Origin of the sequence: Streptomyces sp. NPDC091287 (genome assembly GCF_044768525.1) — a bacterium.
GTDB lineage: Bacteria > Actinomycetota > Actinomycetes > Streptomycetales > Streptomycetaceae > Streptomyces.
On record NZ_JBIVUV010000029.1, the window covers coordinates 35140 to 48608 of the forward strand.

Annotated in this window: 13 protein-coding genes; 10 read left to right on the forward strand and 3 right to left on the reverse strand. The window is 72.1% G+C overall.

What is annotated here, in order from left to right:
• Positions 1 to 27: 27 nt before the first annotated feature.
• Positions 28 to 705, reverse strand: coding sequence for a potassium channel family protein (locus ACIQRW_RS35725; protein WP_403768805.1), 678 nt, complete (start codon positions 703 to 705; stop codon positions 28 to 30).
• Between the two features lie 66 nt (positions 706 to 771).
• On the opposite strand from ACIQRW_RS35725, the gene ACIQRW_RS35730 reads away from it, so the two are divergent.
• The gene (locus ACIQRW_RS35730; protein ID WP_403768807.1) at positions 772 to 1332 is read left to right on the forward strand and encodes an HIT family protein; all 561 of its coding nucleotides are present in this window, start codon (positions 772 to 774) and stop codon (positions 1330 to 1332) included.
• Positions 1333 to 1662: 330 nt separating this feature from the next.
• Here ACIQRW_RS35730 and ACIQRW_RS35735 read toward each other — a convergent pair whose 3' ends face one another.
• Positions 1663 to 3333 carry a hypothetical protein gene (locus ACIQRW_RS35735; RefSeq protein ID WP_403768810.1) on the reverse strand — a complete coding sequence of 557 codons (1671 nt, stop codon included), beginning with the start codon at positions 3331 to 3333 and terminating at the stop codon, positions 1663 to 1665.
• Positions 3334 to 3485: 152 nt separating this feature from the next.
• Positions 3486 to 5711: an elongation factor G-like protein EF-G2 gene (locus ACIQRW_RS35740; protein ID WP_403768813.1), complete on the reverse strand. Its 2226-nt coding sequence runs from the start codon at positions 5709 to 5711 to the stop codon at positions 3486 to 3488.
• Between the two features lie 436 nt (positions 5712 to 6147).
• Here ACIQRW_RS35740 and pgsA point away from each other — a divergent pair, with 436 nt between their 5' ends.
• From pgsA to ruvA, 9 genes are all read left to right on the forward strand, one after another.
• Entirely contained in the window at positions 6148 to 6864 is a 717-nt protein-coding gene (gene pgsA, locus ACIQRW_RS35745) for a phosphatidylinositol phosphate synthase (RefSeq protein WP_403768816.1), read from the forward strand.
• Complete coding sequence (locus ACIQRW_RS35750; protein ID WP_403768819.1) at positions 6861 to 7781, forward strand: phosphatidylinositol mannoside acyltransferase; 921 nt, start codon at positions 6861 to 6863, stop codon at positions 7779 to 7781. Before pgsA ends, ACIQRW_RS35750 begins: the two co-directional genes overlap by 4 nt.
• Positions 7778 to 8938, forward strand: coding sequence for a glycosyltransferase family 4 protein (locus ACIQRW_RS35755; RefSeq protein ID WP_403768822.1), 1161 nt, complete (start codon positions 7778 to 7780; stop codon positions 8936 to 8938). The genes ACIQRW_RS35750 and ACIQRW_RS35755 overlap by 4 nt, the downstream gene beginning before the upstream one ends.
• A 56-nt stretch (positions 8939 to 8994) precedes the next feature.
• Positions 8995 to 9543, forward strand: coding sequence for a hypothetical protein (locus tag ACIQRW_RS35760; RefSeq protein ID WP_007457915.1), 549 nt, complete (start codon positions 8995 to 8997; stop codon positions 9541 to 9543).
• 163 nt (positions 9544 to 9706) lie between these two features.
• Entirely contained in the window at positions 9707 to 10627 is a 921-nt protein-coding gene (pdxS, locus tag ACIQRW_RS35765) for a pyridoxal 5'-phosphate synthase lyase subunit PdxS (protein WP_018960500.1), read from the forward strand.
• A gap of 6 nt (positions 10628 to 10633) precedes the next feature.
• Positions 10634 to 11227: a pyridoxal 5'-phosphate synthase glutaminase subunit PdxT gene (gene pdxT, locus ACIQRW_RS35770; RefSeq protein WP_381880414.1), complete on the forward strand. Its 594-nt coding sequence runs from the start codon at positions 10634 to 10636 to the stop codon at positions 11225 to 11227.
• 61 nt (positions 11228 to 11288) lie between these two features.
• On the forward strand, positions 11289 to 12041 hold the full coding sequence (locus ACIQRW_RS35775; protein WP_032794021.1) for a YebC/PmpR family DNA-binding transcriptional regulator: 753 nt from the start codon (positions 11289 to 11291) through the stop codon (positions 12039 to 12041).
• 163 nt (positions 12042 to 12204) lie between these two features.
• Positions 12205 to 12846: a crossover junction endodeoxyribonuclease RuvC gene (gene ruvC, locus ACIQRW_RS35780; RefSeq protein WP_403768825.1), complete on the forward strand. Its 642-nt coding sequence runs from the start codon at positions 12205 to 12207 to the stop codon at positions 12844 to 12846.
• Positions 12843 to 13469, forward strand: coding sequence for a Holliday junction branch migration protein RuvA (gene ruvA, locus ACIQRW_RS35785; RefSeq protein WP_403768828.1), 627 nt, complete (start codon positions 12843 to 12845; stop codon positions 13467 to 13469). The genes ruvC and ruvA overlap by 4 nt, the downstream gene beginning before the upstream one ends.

Here is a 13469-nt window from a genome sequence, read left to right on the forward strand (position 1 = left end):
CGTACGGCAGGAACGGCCCCCGGAGCGTCAACCGCGCTCCGGGGGCCCTTCCTCGTCCTCCCGGGTGAACACCTGGATCAGCCAGGACGAGAACGACCCCGTGACCGCGCCGAGCAGTGCCAGGCCGCCGGCCATCAGCCCCGCCGCGACCGTCCGGCCCCAGAACGTGACCGGTGCGACGTCCCCGTAACCGACCGTCGTGAGCGTCGCGCACGCCCACCACACCGCGTCGCCGAACGTGCGGATCGAGGCGCCGGGGGCCGTGTGTTCCAGGTGGTAGACCGCGAGCGAGGCGGCGAAGCCGAGCAGGGCGGCGGTCAGGCCCGCGTACGAGATCACTCGCGCGTACAGGCTGAGCCGCGGGCGGTCGCGGCGTCGCTGCACCGCCGTGTACACCTTGACCATCCGCAGCGGGCGCAGCAGGGGCAGCAGCAGGACCAGGGTGTCGAGCCAGTGCACGCGCGGGAAGCGCGCGCCCAGTCCGCTGAGCCGCAGCCGCGTCCCGTAGTCCACGAGGAACAGCAGCCAGGTCGACCAGACGAGGATCAGGGCGAGGTCGTTCCAGGGCTCGTCGTCGTGCGGGGTCAGCACCCGGACCGCGTACCCCGCCAGGAAGAGCAGCCCGGCGGCGAAGAGCGGAACCTCCGTGCGCTGCTCCCAGCGGGTCAGCCGGGCGGGTGGCTCGGGGGCGGGTCGGTCGCTCATCGCCTCAGCATCGTGGGCGGCCGGGCGGTGCGGCCCCGGCGACACGCTCCGCCCGGGTGACGCAATATGCTGATGGGCATGACGAGTGAGCCGGAGCAGCAGATCGGCGTGGGGACGCCCGACGCATTCCAGCGCCTGTGGACTCCCCACCGGATGGCGTACATCCAGGGCGAGAACAAGCCGAGCGGCCCGGGCGCCGAGGACGGTTGTCCGTTCTGTTCGATCCCTGCGAAATCCGACGAGGACGGGCTCCTCGTGGCGCGCGGCGAGCACGTCTACGCGGTGCTGAACCTGTACCCGTACAACGGTGGTCACCTCATGGTCGTCCCCTACCGTCATGTGGCCGACTACACCGAACTGGACGGCCCGGAGACGGCGGAGCTGGCGGACTTCACCAAGCGGGCGATGGTCGCGCTGCGGGCGGCCTCCGGGGCGCACGGCTTCAACATCGGCATGAACCAGGGCTCCGTGGCCGGCGCCGGGATCGCCGCTCATCTGCACCAGCATCTGGTGCCGCGCTGGGGCGGGGACGCCAACTTCATGCCGGTCATCGGCCACACCAGGGTGCTGCCCCAGTTGCTCGGCGACACCCGGGCGATGCTGGCCGACGCCTGGCCGAAGGGCTAGGGAGTGTCCGCAAAGTATCGTCGTCCGCCCTCTGGGCGGGGCCCGCGGCGTCTGGTGCGTGCTCTCGCAAGGCGCCGGAGTGTCCTAGTAGCGGAGCTACTCGGGCATTTCGGCAACGCCGCGAGAGTGCGTGCCAGGCGTCGTGGGCCAGACGAGACTTTGCGGACACGACCTAGGGTCTTTCGTTCGGATCAGGTCGGGTCAGGTGCGCGTGCCGGACCCCCGCGAGCCCGGCATGATCCAAACGAGAGGCCCTGGCTGCCGGCCCGCTGAGCGCGGGACGCGAGAGGGGGAGGCCCGGCCGGGCCTCCCCCTCTCGCGTACGTGTTCCTACGCGTCGTAGACGTCGGCCTTGCGCGGGGCCGGGTCCTGGACGAGGCCGCTCAGTATCATCGAGCGGTTGTCGAAGCGCTCCGTGTCGACGCCGTTCTCCGCGAGGACGCGCATCGCCGCCGTGTGCACGGCCCGCAGCACCGGGGTGGCGGCGCGCATCGCGTCGTCCGCCATGAAGCGGTGGTTCCACGGCTTGGCCGCCCACGCGTGCCGCAGCCCGAACGGCTCGGGCAGTACTATTTTCCCGCCCAGGTAGTCCAGCAGCGGCGGATACCACGTGAGGGGGGCCCGCAGGGCGAGCCGGACGACCTCCTTGGCGTCCACCAGCGCCAGCTGCACGTCCCGGGTCTCCCAGAAGCGGACGGTCTTGTTGACGGTCTTCGTCTTAGCCGCCGGCTTGGAGAGGAACAGGCCGTGCACCGGCCCCAGCGCGTGGCCCGTGACCTCGATGCGCAGGGTCTCGTGGAGCACGGTGACGGTGATCATCATGGTGATCACCAGCTGGCCGTCCCACAGGGTGAACTGGACGCCCAGGTAATGCCGGTCGCCGCTGCCGAACTGCTGGTGATTGCAGATCCGCTGTATCTCGTGGGGCTTCACCTGGAAGGTGGCGACGTCCTCGCCCTCGGGGCGCGTGACGGAGTCGGCGTTCTCCCCGATGGGCGAGACGACCCAGTGCTTCACGGCCGGTTTCGGGAAGCCGCCGGTGTTCAGCGGTCCGCGCTCCAGCATCTTCAGCTGGTCGTGGATGATCCGGATCAGGTCCCAGCTGCGGAACTGGTGGATCTCCTTCGTCGGGTCCTTGGGGAGCAGCTCCTCGGCCAGCTGCCAGCTGCCCCAGCGGGTGCCCATCCCGAGGACGCCCTTGGGACCGGCGTAGAAGACGGCGTTGGACTGCTGCTCGGCCGACAGCTTCTCCAGGCCCTGGCGGAGGGCCTCGCGGGCGGTCTCGTTGGGGTTCTTCGGCACCGCCTCGGGGATCTTCGCGATCACCCCGGTGCCGGAGAGCAGGCCTTCCCAGCGGGCCCGCATGTCCTTGGCCGAGGTCTCCGCGATCCGCTTGGCGATCAGCCAGCCGATCACCGGGGCGATGAGCGCGCCCCGGACGTAGAGCGCGAGCAGCCCGTCCAGGGGGAGCTTGACCATCAGGACCAGCGCGCCGATCCCGAAGGCGGCCAGGAGGACCGTGCCGACCGCGCGGAACGCCGTGTCCTTGGACTTGTTGAGCGCGTCCCGGACCCGGAAGGCGATCACCCAGGCCAGCATGCCGGGCAGGAACAGGACGCCGAACACCACGGTCACCAGGGTGAGCCGGGTGTCACGGGCCTTGCGCAGGTTGTTCGCCGACAGGCAGTGCTCCACCACGGTCTGCGGGTCCGTGCCGAAGGACTGGATGAGCGCCTTGCGGGCGCCGCCGAGCATCCGCTCCTGGACGGCACGGGCGAACGCCTCGCCGAGATTCGGCTTGAAGTAGTCGGACTTGAAGAGTTTCGAGGAGCCCGGCTTCACCACCGATTTGTGCCACTCGCTGTTGGCGTCGAGGATCGTCTCCACCGGACTGTCCCGATACGCCGCCGAGGCCAGGGCATTGGTCGCCACGGTCTGGCCGCCCGAGCCCTGGATCGGGATCTGGGCCCCGGGTGAGAAGTCGAATCCGTCGTTGGCCACCTGTCGCCCCCACTCGCCGCACGTCTGCTCCTGCGGTGTGCCCAACTACCGTACGCGGCATACCTTCTGAGCTGCGACCACAGCGTATCGTCCGGATCACACCACCACCGGTCACCGGCGCGCATCGGACGGTGTGTGCGACAGTGCGCCGGTCACGCGCCGGGTGACCCGTCCGCCCGCTCCGCGCGGACCCGGTCGGCCACCTGCGGCGGCATCGCCTCGTGCCGGGCGTACGCGCGGTCGAAGCGGCCGGTGCCGTGCGACAGGGAGCGCAGGTCCACCGCGTACCGGCCGACCTCGATCTCCGGCACCTCGGCCCGTACGACGGTGCGCCCGCCCGGACTCTGCTCGGTGCCCACGACACGGCCCCGCCGCCCCGAGAGGTCGCTCATCACCGGGCCCACGTAGTCGTCGGGGACCAGGACGCTCACCTCGCACACCGGTTCCAGGAGCTGGATGCGGGCGTCGGACGCGGCCTCGCGCAGCGCGAGCGCCCCGGCGGTCTGGAAGGCGGCGTCCGAGGAGTCCACCGAGTGCGCTTTGCCGTCCAGCAGCGTGACGCGCACGTCGACCAGGGGGTGCCCGGCGGCCAGCCCCCGGGCGGCCTGGGCCCGCACGCCCTTCTCCACCGAGGGAATGAACTGGCGCGGCACCGAACCGCCGACGACCTTGTCGACGAACTCGACGCCCGAGCCCGGCGGCAGCGGCTCCACCTCGATCTCACAGATCGCGAACTGGCCGTGCCCGCCCGACTGTTTGACGTGCCGTCCGCGCCCGGCGGCCCGCCCGGCGAACGTCTCGCGCAGCGGCACCCGGTGCGGTTCCGCGTCGACCTGGACGCCGTAGCGGCTGCGCAGCCGCTCCAGGGCCACCTCCTGGTGGGCCTCGCCCAGGCACCACAGGACGACCTGACCGGTGTCCGGGTTCTGTTCGAGGCGCAGCGTGGGGTCCTCGGCGACCAGCCGGGCCAGGCCCTGCGACAGCTTGTCCTCGTCCGCCTTGCCGTGTGCCCGTACGGCCAGCGGGAGCAGCGGGTCGGGCGTCGACCAGGGTTCGATCAGGACGGGGTCGTCGGCCGGGGAGAGCGTGTCGCCGGTCTCCGCCTCGCCGAGCCGGGCCACGCACGCCAGATCGCCCGCGACGCACCGGTCCAGGGCGTGCTGCCGGCGGCCGAACGGTGAGGTGAGCGCCCCGACGCGGATCTCCGCCTCGTGACAGGGGCGGGGCGCGTGTCCCGTGGCGTCAAGGCCGTGGCCGCAGAGGTGGACGGAGTCGTCGGGGCGCAGGGTCCCGGAGAAGACGCGGACCAGCGAGACCCGGCCCACGTACGGGTCGGATGCCGTCTTGACGACCTCGGCGACCAGCGGGCCTCCGGGATCGCAGACCGGCGCGGGCCGCGGTGTGCCCGACGGGGTGGTGACGGCGGGCGGGGTGCGCTCCAGCGGGGTCGGGAAGCCGCGGGTGATCAGGTCCAGCAGTTCCACCGTGCCGATGCCCTGCCGGGCGCCCTCGGCGGCGGGCGCCGCGGTGAGGACGGGGTGGAAGGAGCCCCGGGCGACGGCCCGTTCGAGGTCGGCGATCAGTGTCGCGACGTCGAGGTCCTCGCCGGCGAGATAGCGGTCCATCAGGGACTCGTCCTCGCTCTCGGCGATGATCCCCTCGATCAGCCGGTCCCGGGCCGCCCGCAGCGGTTCCTCCTGGTCGGGCGCCGGGGGCCGCTCGGCGCGTTCCCCCGAGGAGTAGTCGAGGATCCGCCGGCTGAGCAGCCCGGTGAGCCCGGTCAGCGGGGCGTGCCCGTCGGCGCCCTCGGGCCCCAGCACGGGCAGGTACAGGGGGAGTACGGCGTCGGGGTCCTCGCCCCCGAAGGCCTCGGCGCAGATCCGGTTCATCTCCCGGTAGGAGGTGCGGGCGGTGTCCAGGTGCGTCACGACGATCGCGCGTGGCATGCCGACGAGCGCGCACTCCTCCCAGGCTGCTCGGGTGGTCGCGGCCACGGTCGCCGCGTCCTGGGCCGCGGAGACGACGAAGAGGGCCGCGTCCGCCGCGCGCAGACCGGCCCGCAGCTCCCCGACGAAGTCGGCGTAGCCGGGGGCGTCCAGCAGATTGATCTTGCAGCCGTCCCAGGCCACCGGGACCAGCGAGAGCTGTACGGAACGCCGTCGGCGCCGCTCGATCTCGTCGTAGTCGGAGACGGTCGCCCCGTCCTCGACCCGCCCGGCCCGGTTCACGGCTCCCGCCGTCAGGGCCAGGGCCTCGACCAGCGTGGTCTTGCCCGCTCCGCTGGGGCCGACCAGCACCACGTTCCGTATGGCGGAGGGGTGGCCGGCCGTCGGTACTCCTCCGGCGGCCCCGGGGTGTGCGTGTGCCTTGTCGCCCATGGTGCGTGCCTCCCGGTCGATGGCGCGGTGCGGGGGAGGGCGACCGCGCGCGGAGCAGCGGTGGTCACGGGCACGGGGAGGCCGCCGCGGCGGCTTCGGCGACGCCCGCGGTCCTTCGAGCTTGGCACCGCGACGGGGCCCCGTCCATACGTCGCGCACGGGGCGGTTCGTACGTCGGGCACGGGGCGGTTCGTACGTCGGGCACGGGGCGGTTCGTACGTCGGGCACGGGGCGGTTCGTACGGCGCGCACCGGCACGGTCCGGAAGTCGCGCACCGGCACGGGCCACAGCGATGCGCGCACGCCCGGCCCGTGGCGGGGGGCCCGTGTGACACCCGGCGGCGGGTGCCCGTCCGGTGGAAGGCACCGGCGGTGACTACGATGGGCCAGCCGGTGGCCGAAGGGGCCGCTCGGCGAACCGAACCCTCGGGAAGGCCATGCTGAACAAGTACGCGCGTGCATTCTTCACGCGTGTCCTCACACCGTTCGCCGCTCTGCTGCTCCGCCTCGGGGTCAGCCCCGACGCGGTCACTCTCGTCGGCACGGCCGGAGTGATGGCAGGTGCGCTGGTCTTTTTCCCCATGGGGGAGTTCTTCTGGGGCACGATCGTCATCACGATCTTCGTCTTCTCCGACCTCGTCGACGGCAACATGGCGCGGCAGGCCGGGATCTCCAGCCGGTGGGGTGCGTTCCTCGACTCGACGCTGGACCGGGTCGCCGACGGGGCGATCTTCGCCGGATTCGCCCTCTGGTACGCGGGCAGCGGCGACGACAACATCCTGTGCGCCGTCGCGATCTTCTGCCTGGCCAGCGGCCAGGTGGTCTCGTACACCAAGGCGCGCGGCGAGTCGATCGGCCTGCCGGTCGCGGTCAACGGCCTCGTGGAGCGCGCCGAGCGCCTGGTGATCTCGCTGGTCGCCGCCGGCCTCGCCGGACTGCACACGTTCGGCGTCCCCGGTATCGACATCCTGCTGCCGATCGCGCTCTGGATCGTCGCCGTGGGCAGCCTCGTGACACTGATCCAGCGCGTGGTGACCGTACGCCGCGAATCCGCCGAGGCGGACGCCGCGGAACCGGCCGCCGTGGACCCGTCCGCCGCCGGTTCCGCCGGTCAGGTCGGTCAGGTCGGCCAGGGGAGCGAGGGCGACCGGTGAGCGCCGGCGCGTCCGACCTGAAGGGGCGGCTCACCGACGGGCTCTACGGACTGGGCTGGGGCGCCGTCAAGAAGCTGCCCGAGCCCGCCGCCGCCCGGCTCTTCCGCACCATCGCCGACCAGGTGTGGAAGCGGCGCGGCAAGAGCGTGCTGCGCCTGGAGTCGAACCTGGCCCGGGTCGTCCCAGACGCGGGTCCGGAACGGCTGGCGGAGCTGTCGCGGGCCGGGATGCGCTCCTACATGCGCTACTGGATGGAGTCGTTCCGACTGCCGGCCTGGAGCCCGGAGCGCATCAAGGACCGCATCGACATCGCCGACGTCCACCACCTGACCGCGGGCCTGGACGCCGGGAAGGGCGTGATCGTCGCCCTCCCGCACCTGGGAAACTGGGACCTCGCGGGAGCCTGGGTCACCACCGACCTGAAGGTCCCCTTCACCACCGTCGCCGAACGGCTGGAGCCCGCGACGCTCTACGACCGGTTCGTGGCCTACCGCGAGGGCCTGGGCATGGAGGTCCTCCCGCACAGCGGCGGCTCCGCCTTCGGCACCCTGGCCCGGCGGCTGCGCGCGGGCGGCCTGATCTGCCTGGTCGCTGACCGGGACCTGTCCGCGTCCGGCGTCGAGGTGTCGTTCTTCGGCGCAACCGCCCGGATGCCCGCCGGCCCGGCGCTGCTCGCCCAGCAGACGGGCGCGAAGCTGCTGCCGGTGACCCTCTGGTACGACGGGCCGGTGATGCGTGGGCGCATCCATCCGGCGGTCGACGTGCCGCGGGAGGGTACCCGCGTCGAGAAGACCACCGCCATGACCCAGGCGCTGGCCGACGCCTTCGCCGGCGGCATCGCCGAGCACCCGGAGGACTGGCACATGCTCCAGCGGCTCTGGCTGGACGACCTGGACCCCCGGGGGGAACCCACGTGAAGATCGGCATCGTCTGCCCGTACTCCTGGGACGTACCGGGCGGCGTGCAGTTCCACATCCGGGACCTGGCCGAACACCTGATCCGGCTCGGCCACGAGGTCTCCGTCCTGGCCCCCGCCGACGACGAGACGCCACTGCCTCCTTACGTCGTCTCGGCGGGCCGGGCCGTCCCCGTCCCGTACAACGGCTCCGTCGCCCGGCTGAACTTCGGCTTCCTGTCGGCGGCCCGGGTGCGGCGCTGGCTCCACGACGGCACGTTCGACGTCATCCACATCCACGAGCCGACCTCCCCGTCACTGGGCCTGCTGGCCTGCTGGGCGGCGCAGGGGCCGATCGTGGCCACCTTCCACACGTCCAACCCGCGCTCCCGGGCGATGATCGCCGCGTACCCGATCCTCCAGCCCGCGCTGGAGAAGATCAGTGCCCGGATCGCCGTCAGCGAGTACGCCCGGCGCACCCTGGTCGAGCACCTCGGCGGGGACGCGGTCGTCATCCCCAACGGCGTCGACGTCGGCTTCTTCGCCAAGGCCGAGCCGAAGGCCGAATGGCAGGGCCGGACCCTCGGCTTCATCGGCCGCATCGACGAACCCCGCAAGGGCCTGCCCGTCCTGATGAAGGCGTTGCCCGCGATCCTCGCCGCCCACCCCGAAGCCCGGCTGCTGGTCGCCGGGCGCGGCGACGAGGAGGAGGCGGTGGAGACCCTGCCGAAGGAACTGCGCGAGCGCGTCGAGTTCCTCGGCATGGTCAGCGACGAGGACAAGGCCCGGCTGCTGCGCAGCGTCGACGTGTACGTGGCCCCCAACACCGGCGGCGAGAGCTTCGGCATCATCCTGGTCGAGGCGCTGTCGGCCGGTGCGCCGGTGCTGGCGAGCGACCTGGACGCCTTCGCACAGGTGCTGGACCAGGGCGCGGCGGGCGACCTGTTCGCCAACGAGGACGCCGACGCGCTGGCCACCGCCGCGATCCGGCTGCTGGGCGACCCCGAGCGCCGGGCCGGACTGCGCGGGCGCGGCGAGGCCCACGTGCGGCGCTTCGACTGGGCGACGGTGGGGGCCGACATCCTCGCGGTGTACGAGACGGTGACCGACGGGGCCGCCTCGGTCGCGGCGGACGAACGCTCCGGGCTGCGGGCCCGGTTCGGGCTGGCCCGGGACTGAGCCCCCGGGGGCTCCTGTTGAAGCGGGGGCCCCCGGCGACGGTAGCGTGTGGGCCCGTGACCGTAACCCTCATCGTCTGGATCGTCGTCGCCCTCATCGCGGTCGGCGTGTACCTCAGCTGGACCGCCGGCCGGCTCGACCGCCTGCACTCCCGGATCGACGCCGCCCGCGCCGCCCTCGACGCCCAACTGCTGCGCCGCGCCTCGGTCACCCAGGAGCTGGCCACCTCCGGCGTCCTGGACCCGGCCGCCTCGATCGTCCTGTACGAGGCCGCGCACGCCGCCCGGCAGGCCGAGGAGGACCACCGCGAGGTCGCCGAGAGCGAACTGAGCACCGCCCTGCGCGCCGTATTCGGCGAACCGGCGCAGGTCGACGCGGTGAAGGAGATCCCCGGCGGCGAGGAGGCGGCCACCGAACTGGCCGCCGCCGTACGCCGCGTCCCCATGGCCCGGCGCTTCCACAACGACTCGGTACGCGCCGCCCGCGCGCTGCGCCGCCACCGTACCGTCCGGCTCTTCCGGCTGGCCGGGCACGCGCCGTTCCCGCTCGCCTTCGAGATGGACGACGCCCCGCCGGTGGCCCTCGCGGACCGGCCCGGCACCTGAGAGGCTGTCGGGGACCGGCTCAGCGATCGATCCGGGGATCGATCCGGGGATCGATCAGGGCCAAAACGATCCACGGCCTGTCCATTGGCCCTTGCTGTGGACTGGTCCCGGGGCGTTTGCTCGGCGTTGCAGTATCCAGCGTCTTTTCACCGAGTGAGGTCCCGTGTCCACGCTTCCCAGCACCCCGCAGTCCGCCGAGTACCCCGCCACCGGCACCGCCCGCGTCAAGCGCGGCATGGCCGAGCAGCTCAAGGGCGGCGTGATCATGGACGTCGTCGACGCCGAACAGGCGAAGATCGCCGAGGACGCGGGCGCCGTCGCCGTCATGGCCCTGGAGCGGGTCCCGGCCGACATCCGCAAGGACGGCGGCGTGGCCCGGATGTCCGACCCCAACATGATCGAGGAGATCATCGGGGCCGTCTCCATCCCCGTCATGGCCAAGTCCCGCATCGGCCACTTCGTCGAGGCCCAGGTGCTCCAGTCCCTCGGCGTCGACTACATCGACGAGTCCGAGGTCCTCACCCCGGCCGACGAGGTCAACCACAGCGACAAGTTCGCCTTCACCACCCCCTTCGTCTGCGGCGCCACCAACCTGGGCGAGGCCCTGCGCCGCATCGCCGAGGGCGCGGCCATGATCCGCTCGAAGGGCGAGGCCGGCACCGGCAACGTCGTCGAGGCCGTCCGCCACCTGCGCCAGATCAAGAACGAGATCGCCCGGCTGCGCGGCTTCGACAACAACGAGCTGTACGCCGCCGCCAAGGACCTCCGCGCCCCCTACGAGCTGGTCAAGGAGGTCGCGGAGCTCGGCAAGCTGCCCGTCGTGCTGTTCTCCGCCGGTGGCGTCGCCACCCCGGCCGACGCCGCGCTGATGCGCCAGCTCGGCGCCGAGGGCGTCTTCGTCGGCTCCGGCATCTTCAAGTCCGGCGACCCGGCCAAGCGCGCCGCCGCCATCGTGAAGGCCACCACCTTCTACGACGACCCGAAGGTCATCGCGGACGCCTCCCGCAACCTGGGCGAGGCCATGGTCGGCATCAACTGCGACACCCTGCCCGAGTCCGAGCGCTACGCCAACCGCGGCTGGTAACCACTGATGAGCGACACCCCCCTGATCGGCGTCCTGGCTCTCCAGGGCGACGTACGGGAGCATCTGATCGCCCTGGCCTCGGCGGACGCCCTGGCCAGGCCGGTCCGGCGCCCCGAGGAGCTCGCCGAGGTCGACGGCCTGGTCATACCGGGCGGCGAGTCCACCACCATGTCCAAACTGGCCGTGCTCTTCGGCATGATGGAGCCGCTCCGCGAGCGGGTCCGGGCCGGTATGCCGGTCTACGGCACCTGCGCCGGAATGATCCTGCTGGCCGAGAAGATCCTCGACCCCCGGTCGGGTCAGGAGACCGTCGGCGGCATCGACATGATCGTGCGGCGCAACGCCTTCGGCCGCCAGAACGAGTCGTTCGAGGCCGCGGTGGAGGTCGGCGGCGTCGAAGGCGGCCCGGTGGACGGTGTGTTCATCCGCGCTCCGTGGGTCGAGTCCGTCGGGGCCGAGACCGAGGTCATCGCCGAACACGGCGGGCATATCGTGGCCGTCCGGCAGAAAAACGCCCTCGCCACCTCGTTCCATCCCGAACTGACCGGCGACCACCGCGTACACGCTCTGTTCGTGGACATGGTGCGCGCAGTGAACTGAGCGGACCCCGGTAGGATCTCTCGGGTTCGACTCGATTTTGGTGACGCGAAGGAGAAGGCAGATGTCCGGCCACTCTAAATGGGCTACGACGAAGCACAAGAAGGCCGTGATTGACGCCAAGCGCGGCAAGCTCTTCGCGAAGCTGATCAAGAACATCGAGGTCGCGGCGCGCTCCGGCGGCGTGGACCCCGACGGCAACCCCACGCTCGTCGACGCCATCCAGAAGGCGAAGAAGAGCTCCGTCCCGAACAAGAACATCGACTCCGCGGTCAAGCGCGGTGGCGGTCTCGAAGCGGGCGGCGCCGACTACGAGACGATCATGTACGAAGGCTACGGCCCCAACGGTGTCGCGGTGCTCATCGAGTGCCTCACCGACAACCGCAACCGTGCCGCGTCCGACGTACGTGTCGCGATGACCCGGAACGGCGGCTCCATGGCCGACCCGGGCTCCGTCTCGTACCTGTTCAACCGCAAGGGCGTCGTGATCGTGCCCAAGGGCGAGCTGACCGAGGACGACGTCCTCGGTGCGGTCCTCGACGCGGGCGCCGAGGAGGTCAACGACCTCGGCGAGACGTTCGAGGTGGTCAGCGAGGCCACCGACATGGTCGCGGTGCGCACCGCGCTCCAGGAGGCGGGCATCGACTACGACTCCGCCGAGGCCAACTTCCTCCCGACCATGCAGGTCGAGCTGGAGGAAGAGGGCGCCCGCAAGATCTTCAAGCTCATCGACGCCCTGGAGGACAGCGACGACGTGCAGAACGTCTTCGCCAACTTCGACGTGTCCGACGAGGTCATGGAGAAGGTCGACGCCTGACGGCACGGCCGACAGGTCTCACACGACGGGCCGACGGGGCACTCCCCGTCGGCCCGTCGTCCTGTGGTTGCGACGGATTGTCAGTGCGAGCCGATAGCCTGCGGGAACAGATGATCGAGCGGGCGCGGCGCGCGCCGGCGACGGGCTGAGGACAGGGGGCTCCATGCGCGTTCTGGGCATTGACCCGGGGCTGACCCGGTGCGGCGTCGGCGTGGTCGAAGGAGTCGCGGGAAGACCCCTGACCATGATCGGCGTCGGCGTCGTGCGCACCTCCTCCGACGCCGAGCTCGGCGACCGGCTCGTCGCCGTCGAGCGCGGCATCGAGCAGTGGCTCGACGAACACTCCCCGGGCTTCGTCGCGGTCGAGCGCGTCTTCGCCCAGCACAACGTCCGCACCGTGATGGGCACCGCCCAGGCCAGCGCGGTCGCCATGCTCTGCGCCGCCCGCCGCGGCATCCCCGTCGCCCTGCACACCCCCAGCGAGGTCAAGGCGGCGGTCACCGGATCCGGCCGCGCCGACAAGGACCAGGTCGGCGCGATGGTGACCCGGCTGCTGAGGCTGGACGCACCGCCCAAGCCCGCCGACGCCGCCGACGCCCTGGCCCTGGCCATCTGCCACATCTGGCGCGCCCCCGCGCAGAACCGGCTCCAGCAGGCCGTCGCCGCCCACCGCACGTCCGGCGCGTCCCGCACACCCGGGGCGGCCGGCGCCCTCGGCGCCTCCCGTACGCCCGGGGTTTCTCGCCCGCCCGGCCCGCCCGGGGCCCCCGGCACGTCCCGCACGCTGAAAGGCCGCACCGCATGATCGCTTTCGTCTCCGGCCCGGTGGCCGCCCTCGCCCCGACCACCGCCGTCATCGAGGTCGGCGGCATCGGCATGGCGGTCCAGTGCACCCCGCACACCCTCGCCGACCTGCGCGTCGGCAAGGAGGCCCGGCTCGCCACCTCGCTGGTCGTCCGCGAGGACTCCCTCACCCTGTACGGCTTCCGGGACGACGACGAGCGGCAGGTGTTCGAGCTCCTCCAGACCGCCAGCGGCGTCGGCCCCCGCCTCGCCCAGGCCATGCTCGCCACCCACAGCCCCGACGCCCTGCGCCTCGCGGTCTCCACCGGCGACGAGAAGGCGCTGACCGCTGTCTCCGGCATCGGAAAGAAGGGCGCGCAGAAGCTGCTCCTGGAGCTCAAGGACCGGCTCGGCGAACCGGTCGGCGCGCACATCGGCCAGCAGGGCATCGGCACCCCCCACGCCTCCGGCTGGCGCGACCAGCTCCAGGCCGCCCTCATCGGCCTCGGCTACGCCGGCCGCGAGGCCGACGAGGCCGTCAACGCCGTCGCCCCGCAGGCGGAGGCCGCCGTCGCCGAGGGCACGGCACCCCCCGTGCCGCAGCTGCTGCGGGCCGCCCTGCAGACTCTCAACCGCGCACGCTGA

What these genes read in the sequence shown, in the direction of transcription:
- ACIQRW_RS35725 (WP_403768805.1), bottom strand. Translation starts at nt 705, where the DNA reads ATGAGCGACCGACCCGCCCCCGAGCCACCCGCCCGGCTGACCCGCTGG.
- ACIQRW_RS35730 (WP_403768807.1), top strand. Translation starts at nt 772, where the DNA reads ATGCTGATGGGCATGACGAGTGAGCCGGAGCAGCAGATCGGCGTGGGG.
- ACIQRW_RS35740 (WP_403768813.1), bottom strand. Translation starts at nt 5,711, where the DNA reads ATGGGCGACAAGGCACACGCACACCCCGGGGCCGCCGGAGGAGTACCG.
- pgsA (WP_403768816.1), top strand. Translation starts at nt 6,148, where the DNA reads ATGCTGAACAAGTACGCGCGTGCATTCTTCACGCGTGTCCTCACACCG.
- pdxT (WP_381880414.1), top strand. Translation starts at nt 10,634, where the DNA reads ATGAGCGACACCCCCCTGATCGGCGTCCTGGCTCTCCAGGGCGACGTA.
- ACIQRW_RS35775 (WP_032794021.1), top strand. Translation starts at nt 11,289, where the DNA reads ATGTCCGGCCACTCTAAATGGGCTACGACGAAGCACAAGAAGGCCGTG.
- ruvC (WP_403768825.1), top strand. Translation starts at nt 12,205, where the DNA reads ATGCGCGTTCTGGGCATTGACCCGGGGCTGACCCGGTGCGGCGTCGGC.
- ruvA (WP_403768828.1), top strand. Translation starts at nt 12,843, where the DNA reads ATGATCGCTTTCGTCTCCGGCCCGGTGGCCGCCCTCGCCCCGACCACC.